This is a genomic window from Arthrobacter sp. R1-13 (assembly GCF_054161475.1).
In genome coordinates this window covers 1,779,627-1,793,831 of record NZ_CP096420.1, presented here as the reverse complement: position 1 = coordinate 1,793,831, position 14,205 = coordinate 1,779,627, and the positions used below count along the sequence as shown (strand labels likewise).

The following is a 14,205-nucleotide window of genomic DNA, read 5'->3' as shown; positions in this document are numbered from 1 at the left end:
TTGCAGCGGGCGTCAGTGGTCGGCTTCGCCCAGGCCGCGCGCTGCAAGGGCGTCACCCGTCTGGCGTGCGAAGGCCACGGTGGTGATGAAGACGGGAAGAATACGTGCCCTCGGGTCCCGTTCAAGCCCCCGCGCCCGGGCAGAGTCACGAACATCTGAATAGGCGCCGGCGATGTACGGGATACTCCTGAGCATGATGGCAATGGTCAGGGCGAAGCGTTCAGGGTCAGCCCCGAAGCGCTGGAACGGACGCGCCGCGCTGACCACACCGTCGAGGAGCCGTTGAATGGGTGTGGTTGCCGTCAGCAGCGAGGCAGCCACAATGCATACCAGAATATTCAGAACGATCCGCCCCGCTGTCGGTGCCCCCAACTGCCACCACTGGAACAACCCGATCACCAGCAGGACCGGCAGGACGGGACGCACGGCACGGACAAGTCTCCGGACGCCCGCGCCGCTGACCAAAAACAGGGCGCACATGAGCGCCAGCACGCCTGCCGACACCGCCCAGTCCACAATCAGGAATGACGCCAGGCCGCAGGCAAATACGCCCAAGAACTTCAGCCAGAGGGGTGCCCGGTGGATCGGAGAGGTCCCCGCCACGTAATTCACCAGCAGGAAGTTAGAACCGCTCACGGATACTCCCCTCACGGATAGCCCCGAGCGGTTCCCGGGCTTCTTCCCCAGCCGGTGCTGCCGGCGGCAGCGGGGGAAGGGAAGCTGCGGACAGCTGACGGTAATGCGCGACGGCGGCACTTGGGGCGCCGTCGAACACTATCCTTCCGTCATCCACCACAAGGACCCGGTCCATGTCCTGAACCAGGTCCAGGTCATGGGTGGACATCACCACCTGCTGTTCCAGTCCGGCAATCGTGCGCCGAAGGAGCTCCCGGTTGCGAAGGTCCAACAGGGTGGACGGTTCATCCAGTACCAGCACAGACGGCGCAACAGCCAACACCGTTGCGAGGGCAAGAAGTTGCCGTTCCCCGCCGGAGAGTTCATAGATGCTTTGGTCAGCAAGGGGCAGCAATCCAAAGCGCTCCAGGGTTGACTCAGCGGTGAGGCGGCGTTCGTGTGCGTTCCGGATGGAACGCCTAAGTGACAGCTCCACGTCCTCCCGCCCGGTCGGCATCACGAGCTGGGAGAGCGGATCGGTAAAAACAAAACCTACCTCCCGGCGAACAGAGCGGACGTCTCGCAGGGTGTCTTTGCCCTTGACGGTCACTTTGCCCGAGCTGGGCTCCACCAGGCCATTCAGAAGCCGGAGCAGGGTTGACTTCCCCGAACCGTTTGCTCCGATCACACCCACGCGCTGCTCAGCCAGCGTCAGGGATATCCCGCTGAGCAGCACCTTGGACCTCTCGGCCCCATCGACGACGACCTCGACCCTCACTTGGTCCAGGACTATCGAGTTCACGGCAGGCGGCTCTTGCTCCTGGCCGGACGCACGAGGAGGTCGGGGAAGGCTTTGTGAAGGGCGAGGGCGATGGTCACAGCGAGGACGTTCTTAATGATGTCACCGGGGTAGAAGGCAAGGTCGGCAAGGACAGCCTTCGACAGTTCGAGCTTGGCGTTGACCACCATTCCCAGCACGCCCAGGGCGTGAACCAGCACGATGCTGCTGACCATGCAAGCGCCAAACAGCAGGACACCCCGGTACTTCACTGTGCGCTGGATGATCACGACGGCGAGCCAGCCCACCGCGGCGGCAGCCAGCGGGAAGGCAATGATGTAGCCCGCCGAAGGCCCCGCCAGAATACCCAGGCCGCTGCGCCCGCCGCTGAAGATGGGCAGCCCGGCCAGGCCCAACAGCACGTAGAGCCCGACTGCGGCAAACGCACGTCCCGGGCCCAGCACCAGTCCGGTGAGCATGACCGCCAACGTCTGCAGGGTAATGGGTACGCCGAGCCCGCCGACGGGAATAGCGGCAATCAGAGCCGAGCCGGCAACGAGCGCGGCGAAAACAGCGATGAGACCGAGATCCGTCGCGTTCCAGCGCTTGCGTTGCACGGGCGAATGAGTGGTGACGGCATTGTCAGTCTGGGTCATGGTGAATCCTGTTCTCGGGTGCAGGCAGAAGCCGCCGGCACAAAACTACGTCTGGATTCTGACGATACGTCCCGCCGACTGCGCGTTTTTTGTAGGGGGTCTACTAATCCCGGGGCGCGGCATTGTTCTTTGTGAGAGCATCCGCCGAGCATGGGGCACCCAGGAGGATTGTTTCCGGTGACCTCTGCATTTCAGGCGGCGCTGGCCCTGCCGGTAGACTGGTAGAGGCCGTTCTCTCGGCTACCTGCCCCGGCCCCAATAGATCCTATCCGTTGTGCTGCGGCGTTCCCTGTTGTGAAAGGCATTACCTGCTGTGATTACCGTCCAGGATCTTGAACTGCGCGCCGGCGCCCGTCTCCTTATGGACCAGGTGAGCTTCCGGATCGACAAGGGAGACAAGATCGGCCTGGTAGGCCGGAACGGTGCAGGAAAGACCACTCTGACCCGAGTCCTGGCGGGGGAGGGCTTGCCGGCTGCGGGAAAAGTAACGCGCAGCGGTGAGATCGGGTACCTGCCGCAGGACCCGCGCACCCCGGACATGGAACAGCTGGCGCGCGACCGTATCCTGTCCGCCCGTGGCCTTGACGTCGTGGTGGGCAAACTCAAGCAGGCCCACGAGGATATGGCCAGCGATGACGCCACCATCCAACGCAAGGCCATGAACCGTTACGACCGTCTGGAGGCCGAGTTCCTCGCGGGCGGCGGCTATGCAGCCGAGGCGGAGGCAGCGTCGATTTCCTCAAACCTCGCTCTGCCGGACCGCATCCTCAATCAGCCGCTCAAAACGCTTTCCGGTGGCCAGCGCCGTCGCGTTGAGCTGGCCCGGATCTTGTATTCAGGCGCCGAGACCATGCTCCTTGACGAACCGACAAACCACCTTGACGCCGATTCCATCTCCTGGCTGCGCGACTTCCTCAAGAACCACCAGGGCGGGCTGATCGTGATCAGCCACGACACCGAATTGCTGGAAGCCACCGTCAACAAGGTCTTCCTGCTGGATGCGAACAGGGCGCAGATCGACTTCTACAACATGGACTGGAAGCGCTACCTGCTCCAGCGTGAGACGGACGAGCGCGCGCGTAAGCGCGAACGAGCCAACGCCGAGAAGAAGGCCCAGGTCCTGTTTGACCAAGCCAACAAGATGCGGGCCAAGGCAACTAAGGCTGTCGCCGCGCAGAACATGGCGAAGCGGGCCGAGCGCTTACTGAAAGGCCTGGAGGCTGTGCGTGAAAACGACCGCGTGGCTGCCCTCCGGTTCCCCGACCCCTCGCCGTGCGGGAAGACTCCGCTTACCGCCGAAGGCCTCAGCAAGTCCTACGGCTCACTTGAGATCTTCACCGACGTCGATCTTGCCATCGACCGCGGTTCCAAGGTCGTCATCCTCGGCCTCAACGGCGCGGGCAAAACCACACTGCTCCGCATGCTCGCTGGCGTCGACAAGCCCGACACCGGTGAAATTGTCCCCGGGCACGGGCTGAAGGTGGGCTACTACGCCCAGGAGCATGAGACGCTCGACGTCGAACGCACGGTCCTGCAGAACATGCGCTCTTCGGCTCCGGACATGCAGGATGCCGAGGTGCGCGGCATCCTCGGCTCGTTCCTGTTCTCAGGGGATGACGTCGACAAACCGGCAGGCGTCCTCTCCGGCGGCGAGAAAACCCGCCTCGCCCTGGCCACCATCGTGGCGTCCAGCGCGAACGTACTGCTCCTTGACGAGCCCACAAACAACCTGGACCCTGCCAGCCGCGCCGAAATTCTGGGTGCGCTGCGCAACTACAGTGGCGCCGTCGTCCTCGTCAGCCACGATGAGGGGGCAGTCGAAGCCCTCAACCCTGAGCGTGTGGTTCTGTTGCCGGATGGCGTTGAGGACCTTTGGAACGAGGACTACCTGGATCTGATCACGCTGGCCTAGCAGGGCCTCGCTCTCAAACCAGCACTGGTACCGAAGCGCAGCGTCCGGGATATTGTGGGCTGAAGTCTGCCCCGGTATTCTGGGGCGGAGGTCAAGCAGCGGCCCATGACTCTTCCTCACAGGGGTAAGAAACATGGACCGTGAACTGTGTGTTGACCCATCCCACCGAATCCTGCGCATAACACTAAGGCGTCGCGCCGTGCTGCCCCCAGACGGACAGACGTGAGCGCAACATTTGAACTCCTGACCGACGACACTGGCCAGTTCCGGGTGGTGCTCCTTTCGGAGAATCGCGAAATTCTGGCTGCCTCCGTCCTGTATGCAGATAAAGCACGGGCCGCCGCCGGAATAGCAAAGGTCCGCGAGATCGCCGGAACGGGCCTCATCGTCGGAGCGAATTTGTCCTTGGATCAAAGACGAAAATGGAAGGTGTAATGAACCTCAAAGATGAGTGGGAAAGGCTTGATTCGGAGACACGGACGTGGCTGCTGGAGAATCCTGGATGCGTAATCCTCCCGCGAACCATGTCAGCCAGGATCCGCAGGGACGCCACCGGGAAGATTGAATGTGACCGGCACGGCCAGATCCCGCTCTCCAGGGAGGACCTGGACTTCATTCGGGAGAAATCAAGCAGTGCCGGTTCGGTCACGTCGGAGCACCGGTTCTTTGACGCAAACCAGCCCTGACAGCGTTGGCAGCGGTCTCAGCGGACGTCCATAACCTCCGCGTCAGTGATTCGCTGCAGGTCCCGGTAGGTGATGGAGAACATGGAGTTGTGGTCTCCGGCTCCGGCCCAAAGGATTTCGTGCTGCTCGAGTGTGGAGTCCAAAAGGGTCCGTATCTTGCGGGGGTGGCCCAGCGGCGCTACTCCGCCGACTTCCTGCCCTGTGTGTTCAAGGACGAAGCGGGCTGTGGCACGTCGTATCCGCTCGGAGCCCAACTGTGATGCGACGTAGTCCGTGTCCACCCGCGCGGCTCCACTGGCAAGGATCAGGAGTGGGCCGCCGTCGAGTTCGAATACCAGACTGTTGGTGATGGCCCCGAGTTCGCAACCCAGCACCCATGCTGCAGCGGACGCCGTGGGCACCTTAGTCTCAAAGACCTTCACCGTGTCCCGGACGCCGGCTTCAACCAGGGCTCGCTGCACATTGGCAACGGCGTCCGGATTCATCGCAATTACTTCCTCTCAGTAGCCTTGCGCGTCCAGGATGGCATCTTCCTCTTCCTCTGAGGTTGCTTTCCTGGCTTTTTGGGGGAGCGGACGACGACGGTGCTGCGATACGGCGGCGTGCTCGACGTCGGTTTCGGTCCCTGAGTGTCCTGCCAGATCGTCTTCGGCGTCAAGCGCCGCGTTTCTTGCCTGCTGTCTCGCCGCGTAGCCGAAACCGACGAACATCAGGATGCCGAACGCAAACCACTGCAGGGAGTAAGAGAGGTGCGTGCCCTCCTCCACAGACGGTTTCGGGAAGGCGACTGGCATGTCTGCTGTCGGAGGAGTTTCACTGGCGAGTTGGCCGTAAGCGCCCGTCATCAGGGGATAACCGAGCTCTGCTGCGTAAGTGGGGAGATCGATGCTGGCGAGCTGGCCTTCCGGGGCGCCACGTTGAAGTTGCGGTTCACCTGCCTTGAGGCGCACCACCACTATGACCTTTCCTGCAGGAGGGGCCGGTATGGCATCCGGTCTGCCCGGATTGTTGTTCCCGATGGGCAGCCAGCCGCGGTCCACCACCACCGTCTCACCCGTCTCAAGCCGGAACGGGACGAGCACCTCATAACCGGGCTGCCCGTTGAGAGGCCGGTTGCGCACAATCCGTTGGCCCTGATTGTCGTAGGAGCCCTTCAGCTCAACCTGCGCCCACTCACGTTCCGGATCAAGGTGCTCAAACTGGTCCCGGGCTTCTGAGAAGGCCAGGGGTTCTGCCGAGTAGTTGCTCGTCACCCTGTTGATCTCTGCCAGGGTCTCGGCCCGCCTGTCCATCTGCCAACGGCCCAGAAAGACACAAGCCGATGCAAAGACTGCAGCCAACACCAAGTAGCCCAGCCACTTGCTGGAAAAGAGAAAGCGGTACATTCAGTGGTCCCTGCCTGCCGGGAGATTTCCGGGACCCGAAGGAAGTTCACCAAGTTCCAGGGTTTGCTTCCAAAGTCCCCGCGTCTGCAGGTATTCCTCAAGCCAAATCCGGTGTTCCTCGCACGCCAGCCAAATCTTACGCCGTTCCGGAGTATGAATTTTTGGATTGTTCCAAAGCAGCTGCCACGAGGCTGCTTTACGGCAACCCTTCCGTGAACACCTGGCCTCGGGGATAACGGTGTCGCTCCCGGCAAGATCAAAAATACTCATGAAGCTCCGCGGTCCTCGCCCTCTACGTTGTCCCCGTTGTCTTCCAGGAGTTCTCCCTGCAGCACCACAACCTGGTCATCACCGTCCGCAGCCTTTTGCGTCGGTTCCGGCATGTCTAATTCCGCCAAGGGAGCTGATTCCAATAGTGAATCGCTATGAATTTCCGCCTTGTCGCCGCCATTTGCAATGACAACAGCAATCCAAGGGAGGAACACCGCACCGGCAACAGCAATGATCTTCAACCAGCCGTCCAGAACGAAGACGAGGATAAGGCAGACCATACGGATACCCATCGCCACCGCATACTTGATCATCCGCTGACGCATCTCTTCAGAATGTGCCGTGGCGGCATCGGTGATGCTGTGTACCTCGGCGTCACCTGAGGCGTTGTCCGGCTCCCTGGATGCCCGGGAGGCCCGTCGGTGTTCAAGTGTCACGGCTGAATAATCACACTCCAAAGGCTTGCTTCAATTCTCTCACCATCGGAAGGACCACCCAAACGGGGGCTAAGATCGGAGGCGGTAAACCCAGCCCCCACCGCGGTGCCGTGCGCCGCAGAAAACCGGAGACCCACATGACTGAAGCAGTACCCGCTGGCCGCAGCGTCCTCATCACCGGGGGAAACCGCGGAATTGGCCTTGCCATAGCCGAAGCGTTCCTGGCTAATGGTGACCGGGTGGCCGTGACCTTCCGCAGCGAGTCAGACCTTCCGGCGGGGATCCTCGGGGTCAAGGCGGACGTAACGGACGAGTCCTCGGTGGATGCAGCCTTCACTGAAGTCGAAGCCGCCCACGGACCTGTTGAGGTGCTGGTCGCTAACGCCGGCATCACCAGGGACACCCTGCTGATGCGAATGAGCGAGGACGACTTCACTTCTGTCATTGATACCAATCTCACCGGCGCCTTCCGCGTCATCAAGCGGGCTTCAAAAGGCATGATAAAAATGCGGAAGGGTCGTGTGGTGCTCATTTCCTCCGTCTCCGGCCTCTATGGTGCGCCAGGCCAAATCAACTACTCCGCTTCGAAAGCCGGGCTCGTTGGCATTGCCCGTTCCCTCACCAGGGAGCTCGGCTCCCGAGGCATCACGGCGAACGTGGTCGCACCCGGTTTCATCAACACCGATATGACCGCTGAACTCCCTGAGGCGACCCAAAAGGACTACCTGACCAAGGTTCCCGCCGGTCGTTTTGCTGAAGCCGCCGAAGTCGCCAACGTGGTCCGCTGGATCGCCGGGGATGAGGCTGCTTACATCTCCGGTGCTGTGATTCCGGTCGACGGCGGCTTGGGAATGGGACACTAGCCCGGACCCCTTCCGACCAGGACTTCTGACCGCCTTTCCTACCGGGACTTTCTGCTCTAAGCACCGCGTCTCTCCGGGTGTGTAATGGGCGTATCGACCGGCCCCCAAAGCACAGGCCGGATCCCGAGGAGGAAGACAATGGCCGATCTCAAGTGGGCGCCGTCAGACGTCATGGAACCCATCCGGCGGTTCCTTGACGGCGATCTCACATTCTCATCCATTCGGGTGGAGCAGTATATGGAGGGCGACAGCATGGTGGTCAGGGCTGAACTGCCAGGCATCGATCCCGAGCAGGACCTTGACGTGTCAGTTGCCGACGGCATGCTGCAGATAAAGGCTGAGCGCCAGGAGAAGTCTGAGCACAAGTCCAAAAACAGCTACCGTTCTGAATTTCGCTACGGCTCGTTCAACCGGAGCATCGCACTGCCTCCCGGCGCCAGGGAGGAAGACATCACTGCCCAGTACAAGGATGGTGTGCTGGAAGTGCGGGCACCTGCCAAGGAGCCGTCGGAAGGCGGGGAGAAGCGCAAGATCCGCATCGATCACAGCTGACCCCCCTCTGGACAGGGAAAAGGTCCGGGTGCCACAGGACTTACGGCGCGGGCGGGCGGTCCAGCCTGCCTGCGCCATTTCCTGCCGCCAGCCAGTGTCCGTGAAAGCCGGAGAGAGAGCCTGGCTCTGAAACTAGGGCGGGCGTCCTTCTTTGTCGAGGTCGCACAAGCGAATTCATGCGGGCCGCTGGCATGATGGACTGCGGACGAACTGACTTCAGACATTTGTGACAAAAGGAGCTTGTATGGGACTGCTGGACAATAAGACCGCCATCGTGACGGGTTCATCACGGGGTATTGGTGCTGAGGTTGCCAAGTACTTGGCGGCAGAGGGTGCCGCCGTCGTAGTGAACTACCGGCAAAAGGCTCCCAGGGCGAACAAAGTGGTGGCTGAAATCGAGGCTGCCGGCGGGAGGGCAGTTGCTGTAGGCGCGGATCTGACCAGCCAGGAGGGTGTGCAGGCCCTAGTTACAGCCGCGATGGAGAACTTTGGCTCCCTTGACGTGCTTGTCCTGAACGCCTCCGGCGGAATGGAGTCAGGCATGGAGGAGGGCTACGCGCTGAAGCTCAACCGCGATGCACAGGTCAACCTGCTCAACGCAGCTGCACCGCTCATGGCCGAGGGTTCCCGTGTGGTTTTCGTTACAAGCCACCAGGCGCACTTCATCGACTCCGTCGCCACCATGCCTGAATACGAACCTGTGGCCAGAAGCAAGCGTGCCGGCGAAGATGCACTGCGCGAGCTGGTGCCGCACCTGGCTGAGAAGGGTATCTCCCTCGTAGTGGTATCGGGGGACATGATTGAGGGAACCGTCACGGCGACCCTCCTGGACCGCTCAAACCCCGGTGCTATTGAGGCCCGCCGCGCCGAGGCAGGCAAGCTGTACTCCGTCTCGGAATTCGCTGCTGAGGTTGCCAAAATGGTGACAGCCGAGGTCGAATCCGGTCACACGGAATATGTCGGCGGCGCCGACTACTTCGGCAAGACCCTAAGCTGATCCCAGGAAGTTCCTGATCTCTACGGCGGGGCTGGTTTTCCGTTTGCAGTGCCAGCCTCGCCGCAAGGATTCTCACACTCCGGCTATGTACCGGACTGCATCAAGGTAGGGCATGTTGATCGCGGAATCAGCGACGGCCCGTACGGCGGGCTTTGCGTTGAAGGCGACGCCGATCCCTGCAGCACCCAGCATGTCCAGGTCATTGGCTCCATCGCCGACTGCGATAGTATTTTCCATCGCCACACCATCCGCCGCAGCCCATTCACGCAGGTACTTTTCCTTCGCTGCACGGTCGATAACGGCGCCGAGGACTTTCCCGGTCAGCGCGCCGTCCACGATCTCCAATTCGTTGGCGATCCAGTGGTCAAGGCCCAACTCTTCGGCGATCGGCTGCAGGATCTGGTTGAATCCCCCCGACACCACAGCAACTGCATGGCCAGCTGCTTTGAACGCGGCAACCAGCTCGGCAGCACCCTCGCTAAGCTTCACTTCGGCCCGCACGGAATCGACGACGGCGGCAGGCAGCCCGGTGAGTACAGCCACCCGGGCGTGAAGGCTTTGCGCGAAGTCCAATTCTCCCCGCATGGCCGCTTCCGTCACTGCAGCCACTTCCTCCCGTTTTCCGGCGTAGGCGGCCAGGAGTTCAATGACCTCCTGTTGGATCAACGTGGAGTCGACGTCCATGATCAGGAACTTCCGCGTCGCGTTCCGCAATGACGCCGGAACGATCGCAATGTCCATGGTTTCCGCGCTGGAGCCGGCGATGCTTTCCCGAAGTTCGGCGATGTCCGAGGCCATGCCCTGCTCCATAGTGAAGTCGATCGTATGGACTTCGTACCGGCCATCTCCCGCGGTGGATTCGGCAGCCAGAGTCGCTCCCGATTCAACCAATACCGAACGCAGCTGCTCAAGGCTGTCGGAGGACAATTTCAGGCCGTAGCTGACCGCAGTCACGTTCGGAGTCATGCCTGTAATCTTAGTCAGCGCCGGTGCACAGCCCGAATTCGTTTCGTTCAAGGTCCGGTTATCAGTCGCCCCCCATTTTGTCCTAGTGTCTACTCCTATGAGTGATGTTCTTGAAATGGCTGCTGTCAGCGTTGTCCGTGGAGCCAAAACGCTTCTGAACAAAGTCGACTGGCAGGTCAGGGAAGGCGAGCGCTGGGTCATTCTGGGCCCAAACGGAGCCGGCAAGACCACTCTGCTCCAGATCGCGGCAGCCCGGCTTCACCCCACGAGCGGCATGGCCGGGATCCTCGAGGAGATCCTCGGTGCAGTAGACGTCTTTGAACTGCGCCCCCGGATCGGGTTGTCGTCCGCTGCCTTGGCCAACCAGATCCCGGAACACGAAAAAGTCCTCAACGTGGTGGTGACCGCGGCCTACGGTGTCACCGGCCGGTGGCGCGAAGGCTACGAGAAGGATGACGAACGCCGGGCCTTCACCTTGCTCAACGAATGGGGGATGGGCCCCCTGCTTAACCGCCCCTTTGCTTCGCTGTCCGAGGGTGAGCGGAAACGGGTCCAGATTGCCCGCGCCCTTATGACAGACCCCGAACTCCTGCTCCTGGACGAGCCCGCAGCGGGCCTGGATCTGGGCGGACGTGAGGACCTGGTTCACCGCCTCAGCGAACTCGCCAAGGACGACGCCGCGCCAGCCATCGTGCTGGTCACGCACCACCTCGAGGAAGTACCTCCCGGATTTACTCACGCCATGCTGATGCGGGACGCAGCTGTGGTGGCTTCCGGCCCCATCCAGGAGGTCCTCACCGCCGAGCACTTGAGCAAGACCTTCGGATTGCCGCTGGATGTGAGTGTGAACGCCGGGCGCTACACCGCGACCGCGCGCCGCTAAGCGGCGGTTAACAGTCACAGCGTGGAGTTTCTCAGCGGTATCTTTATCTTTTTGGCCGGCTTATGGGCGGGAACCATCAACAGCGTTGTTGGTTCAGGCACGCTGGTTACGTTCCCCGTGCTGATCGCCCTGGGGATGGCCCCTGTGACAGCATCCATCAGTAATGCCACCGGTCTTGTGGCAGGAAATGCCGCCGGGGCCTGGGGTTACCGCAAGGAACTGGTAGGCCGCGGAAAGCAGCTGCTTAGGCTCTTACCTGCCTCGCTCCTCGGAGGAATCACCGGGGCCTGGTTGTTGCTGCAGCTTCCAGAGCAGGTCTTCCACTATGCCGCCCCCGTGCTGATAATCCTCGCGCTGCTGATGGTTGTGTTCCAGCCGCGGCTCCAGCGGTGGGTCCGGGAGCGTGAAGAGAATCCGGAGCACGCCCTCCGCGACAAAAGCCACGGCGTCATCCTTCTGGTGCTGGTCTACCTTGCCGGCGTCTATGGCGGCTACTTCGTTGCAGCCCAGGGCATCCTGCTCGTGGGCATTCTGGGAATTTTCCTGACGGGCACAATACAGAACGCCAACGCCATGAAGAACATCCTGGTACTCGGGGTGAACATGATAGCCGCAGTCTCCTATCTGATCTTCGCCTTCGACAGGATCAACTGGACGGCCGTCGGCATCATCGCCGTCAGCTCGGTCATCGGCGGCTATTTCGGGTCAAAAGTCGGCCGCAGGCTTTCCCCTACGGTCCTTCGAGGGGTTATCTTCACCCTGGGGCTGGTTGCCTTGGGCTTCATGATCGCGAATCTGCTGGAATAATCGGGCAGTGACTTTCCATTACCTTGAATCCGCGGATGACCCGCTGGTGTCCGATTACACCCAATTGACGGATGTCCACCTCCGCAAGATCCGGGAGCCTGCCGAGGGTATGTACATCGCGGAGTCCTCGCGGGTTCTGAGAAGGGCTCTGGCCGCCGGTCACCGTCCCAGATCTTTTTTCCTGGCGGAGAAATGGCTTGCCGATCTCAGCGACGTCTTCGAGCAGTATCCCGACGTGCCAGCCTTCATCGGAAGCGCGGCCCTGCTGGAAGAGATCACCGGGTTCCACCTGCACCGCGGCGCCATGGCTGCCATGGAACGTCCTGCGCCCGTCCCGCTCATTGAGCTTCTCGCTGGCGCACGGCGAGTGGCCGTCCTTGAAGACATCGTGGACCACACCAACGTGAGTGGATACAAAGTACAAAGGCAGGAAACCGCTCATCTTCGAGGACGATCGAGGATCGCGGTCCTTGAAAACCTTACCGACCATACGAACGTAGGAGCGATTTTCCGCAGCGCGGCAGCCATCGGTGTCGACGCTGTACTGGTCTCGCCCGAGTGCGCCGACCCGCTGTACCGACGCTCCATCCGGGTGTCGATGGGCACGGTGTTCCAGGTGCCGTGGACGCGAATCGAGTCGTGGCCTGGCGATCTTCAGGTCCTCAAGGAGGCAGGCTACTTTGTGGCCGGCATGTCGCTTGGCGAAGGGGCCATTACACTCGATGAGCTGGTCGCCCAGGACCATCCGAACCTGGCGCTGGTCTTCGGAACTGAAGGCGATGGGCTGAAGCCGGAGACTGACCACATGCTCGACGCGCGCGTAACAATTCCGATGATGAACGGTGTCGACTCGCTCAACGTCGCTGCCTCGTCGGCTGTTGCGTTTTATGCGACCAGGTAGCGGCTGAGCGTGACTGCAACCATCTGACCGCGGTGTCAAAGGCAAATACTAGGCCAGAATATTCTGGTTTCTGAGGCGAACCGCGAGTCAGAGGACTATTTGCCACCCCCCCCCCCCCGGCACCTGCAGGGTGTGGCATGAGCGGGCGAGCGCTGGGCCTGGGCCTCAACGGCTACCTGATTGATGTCGGGGCCGGCATCCAGCAGACCCTGCCGAGCTTTCATGGTCTGGGGCCTGCCGAGCTCTGCGCTCAAGGAGGCGCAGGAGGGCATCACCTGCTCTTCGTCGGCCCTCCAGGGGTATGTCCTAAACCATGTATGTGAGGCTTCACCTCTTCCACGAGCGTCGCTTACCGAAACTGCCTAACCTGCCAGGTGGTGAGCAGAAGGATCCTTAAATGAGCATCCGGCATGTCAACTGACACACCGGATGTCCATACTCATGAGGGCTGGAGAAAGTATTGCTCCTGTCCTATGCGATTACTTAGTGGGAACCGCTGCGGGGGGAGGTGTCGGGACGGCTTTGTAGGAGTCGAGGTACTGGGCGTCGAGGATGGCGTAGTCCAGGCCCCATTTCTTAAGGATCTCCTTGTACTCGGGCGAGCTGGCGAGGTGCTTTATGGCCTGTACCAGGGCCGGGGTCAGTTCAGAACCACCTGGCAGCGCCATGGAAAGAATGGTTCCCGGTATTGTGGCCCCCAGTTCCATCTCATTCGGATTCTGTTTGCTCGCCCAGGCCGCACCCGGTCCATCAGCGTAGGCGGCATCTACCTGGCCGCTGCGCACCTGAAGAAACATCTCTTGCCCATTGGGGACGGAAATGAGGTTGATGGGGGCTTCCCCTCTTGCAACACAGTCGGCGCTGTAGGCCGGTCCCTTTGTTACTTGCTGGATGCTTCCCAAAGTCACCGCGATCTTGCGCCCACACATGCTCTTCTCACCAATGTTGAGTGGGTTTCCTGGCTTGGTGGCAATGCCGTACCCGCCGCGGGCGTAGCCGACCATGTCGATTACTTTCAAACGGTCCACGGTCACACCCATGTCGGCGATGACAGCATCAAAGCGTTTGGCCTGCAGTCCTGGGATGAGTGCATCGAAGGTCGAGCTCTTGTAGGCAATCTGGATGTCGAGGATCTTTCCCAGTGCGCGTGATATGTCCGCGTCCATTCCGACAAACGTCTTCCCGTCTGAGCCGGTAAACGAGGTGGGGGCATTCGTTGGGCTTACGCCGAAAACGATAACTCCTTTTTCGCGGAGGTCCTTGGGTACCAGCGAGGCAGCAGGCTCGTAGGCCTTGATTCCGTCAACGCTGGTGTACTCCTTCACGGACTTGGGATCGGCTGGTTCCGGCATCGCCCCTTGAACCTCAACTTGTTTCTTTGACGCGCCGGACTCGGTCGATGCCGCGGTGCCTCCGCATGCTGTCAGAGCCAGGACAACAGCGGCCAGCCCTGCACTCAACAGGAGCGGGCGATTCTTGGTCGTTTGAAGTTTCATA

General features: G+C 61.2%; 17 protein-coding genes and 1 pseudogene. 9 read left to right on the top strand and 9 right to left on the bottom strand.

Translation table 11 applies throughout. From position 1 onward, the window contains the following. Positions 1–12: 12 nt before the first annotated feature. The 3 genes and pseudogenes from M1D88_RS08210 to M1D88_RS08200 form a co-directional block, all read right to left on the bottom strand. A complete protein-coding gene (locus M1D88_RS08210) occupies positions 13–636 on the bottom strand; it encodes an energy-coupling factor transporter transmembrane component T family protein (RefSeq protein WP_458114034.1) in 624 nt (207 codons plus the stop codon). Then, positions 623–1,315 (bottom strand): annotated as a pseudogene (locus M1D88_RS08205) (energy-coupling factor ABC transporter ATP-binding protein); the annotation flags it as partial. The gene M1D88_RS08210 and the pseudogene M1D88_RS08205, both read right to left, overlap by 14 nt. Before the next feature lie 98 nt (positions 1,316–1,413). After that, positions 1,414–2,049 carry a biotin transporter BioY gene (locus M1D88_RS08200; RefSeq protein WP_458114033.1) on the bottom strand — a complete coding sequence of 212 codons (636 nt, stop codon included), beginning with the start codon at positions 2,047–2,049 and terminating at the stop codon, positions 1,414–1,416. Positions 2,050–2,362: 313 nt separating this feature from the next. Here M1D88_RS08200 and M1D88_RS08195 point away from each other — a divergent pair, with 313 nt between their 5' ends. The 3 genes from M1D88_RS08195 (at position 2,363) to M1D88_RS08185 (ending at position 4,647) form a co-directional block, all read left to right on the top strand. Further along, positions 2,363–3,961 carry an ABC-F family ATP-binding cassette domain-containing protein gene (locus M1D88_RS08195; RefSeq protein WP_458114032.1) on the top strand — a complete coding sequence of 533 codons (1,599 nt, stop codon included), beginning with the start codon at positions 2,363–2,365 and terminating at the stop codon, positions 3,959–3,961. A gap of 222 nt (positions 3,962–4,183) precedes the next feature. Then, on the top strand, positions 4,184–4,396 hold the full coding sequence (locus M1D88_RS08190; RefSeq protein WP_458114031.1) for a YegP family protein: 213 nt from the start codon (positions 4,184–4,186) through the stop codon (positions 4,394–4,396). Continuing rightward, positions 4,396–4,647: a hypothetical protein gene (locus tag M1D88_RS08185; RefSeq protein ID WP_458114030.1), complete on the top strand. Its 252-nt coding sequence runs from the start codon at positions 4,396–4,398 to the stop codon at positions 4,645–4,647. The genes M1D88_RS08190 and M1D88_RS08185 overlap by 1 nt, the downstream gene beginning before the upstream one ends. 17 nt (positions 4,648–4,664) lie before the next feature. On the opposite strand, the gene M1D88_RS08180 is transcribed toward M1D88_RS08185, so the two are convergent. Genes M1D88_RS08180 through M1D88_RS08165 form a run of 4 tightly spaced genes read right to left on the bottom strand, consistent with a single transcriptional unit; the run spans position 4,665 to position 6,739 of the window. Further along, on the bottom strand, positions 4,665–5,132 hold the full coding sequence (locus M1D88_RS08180; protein ID WP_458114029.1) for a YbaK/EbsC family protein: 468 nt from the start codon (positions 5,130–5,132) through the stop codon (positions 4,665–4,667). Positions 5,133–5,147: 15 nt separating this feature from the next. Then, positions 5,148–6,032 (bottom strand): SURF1 family cytochrome oxidase biogenesis protein, encoded by an 885-nt coding sequence (locus M1D88_RS08175; protein WP_458114028.1) that lies wholly within the window; start codon positions 6,030–6,032, stop codon positions 5,148–5,150. Continuing rightward, positions 6,033–6,302: a hypothetical protein gene (locus M1D88_RS08170; protein ID WP_458114027.1), complete on the bottom strand. Its 270-nt coding sequence runs from the start codon at positions 6,300–6,302 to the stop codon at positions 6,033–6,035. It lies immediately after the preceding gene. After that, positions 6,299–6,739 (bottom strand): DUF3099 domain-containing protein, encoded by a 441-nt coding sequence (locus tag M1D88_RS08165; RefSeq protein WP_458114026.1) that lies wholly within the window; start codon positions 6,737–6,739, stop codon positions 6,299–6,301. The genes M1D88_RS08170 and M1D88_RS08165 overlap by 4 nt, the downstream gene beginning before the upstream one ends. Positions 6,740–6,876: 137 nt before the next feature. Between M1D88_RS08165 and fabG the strand changes: the two genes are divergently transcribed. The 3 genes from fabG (at position 6,877) to M1D88_RS08150 (ending at position 9,151) form a co-directional block, all read left to right on the top strand. Beyond that, entirely contained in the window at positions 6,877–7,602 is a 726-nt protein-coding gene (gene fabG / locus M1D88_RS08160) for a 3-oxoacyl-ACP reductase FabG (protein ID WP_458114025.1), read from the top strand. A gap of 138 nt (positions 7,603–7,740) precedes the next feature. Continuing rightward, the gene (locus M1D88_RS08155; RefSeq protein WP_458114024.1) at positions 7,741–8,154 is read left to right on the top strand and encodes an Hsp20/alpha crystallin family protein; all 414 of its coding nucleotides are present in this window, start codon (positions 7,741–7,743) and stop codon (positions 8,152–8,154) included. A 244-nt stretch (positions 8,155–8,398) separates the two neighbouring features. Further along, positions 8,399–9,151, top strand: a complete 753-nt coding sequence (locus M1D88_RS08150; RefSeq protein WP_458114023.1) for an SDR family oxidoreductase — start codon at positions 8,399–8,401, stop codon at positions 9,149–9,151. 72 nt (positions 9,152–9,223) lie between these two features. Here M1D88_RS08150 and serB read toward each other — a convergent pair whose 3' ends face one another. Then, complete coding sequence (gene serB / locus M1D88_RS08145; RefSeq protein WP_458114022.1) at positions 9,224–10,117, bottom strand: phosphoserine phosphatase SerB; 894 nt, start codon at positions 10,115–10,117, stop codon at positions 9,224–9,226. Positions 10,118–10,214: 97 nt separating this feature from the next. Here serB and M1D88_RS08140 point away from each other — a divergent pair, with 97 nt between their 5' ends. The 3 genes from M1D88_RS08140 to M1D88_RS08130 are packed head-to-tail and all read left to right on the top strand — an operon-like array spanning position 10,215 to position 12,708. Continuing rightward, on the top strand, positions 10,215–11,000 hold the full coding sequence (locus tag M1D88_RS08140) for an ABC transporter ATP-binding protein (RefSeq protein ID WP_458114021.1): 786 nt from the start codon (positions 10,215–10,217) through the stop codon (positions 10,998–11,000). Between the two features lie 21 nt (positions 11,001–11,021). Then, a complete protein-coding gene (locus tag M1D88_RS08135) occupies positions 11,022–11,807 on the top strand; it encodes a sulfite exporter TauE/SafE family protein (protein ID WP_458114020.1) in 786 nt (261 codons plus the stop codon). Positions 11,808–11,814: 7 nt separating this feature from the next. Next, on the top strand, positions 11,815–12,708 hold the full coding sequence (locus M1D88_RS08130; RefSeq protein ID WP_458114019.1) for a TrmH family RNA methyltransferase: 894 nt from the start codon (positions 11,815–11,817) through the stop codon (positions 12,706–12,708). A 479-nt stretch (positions 12,709–13,187) separates the two neighbouring features. Here M1D88_RS08130 and M1D88_RS08125 read toward each other — a convergent pair whose 3' ends face one another. Then, positions 13,188–14,204 (bottom strand): transporter substrate-binding domain-containing protein, encoded by a 1,017-nt coding sequence (locus M1D88_RS08125; protein ID WP_458114018.1) that lies wholly within the window; start codon positions 14,202–14,204, stop codon positions 13,188–13,190. Position 14,205 lies beyond the last annotated feature (1 nt).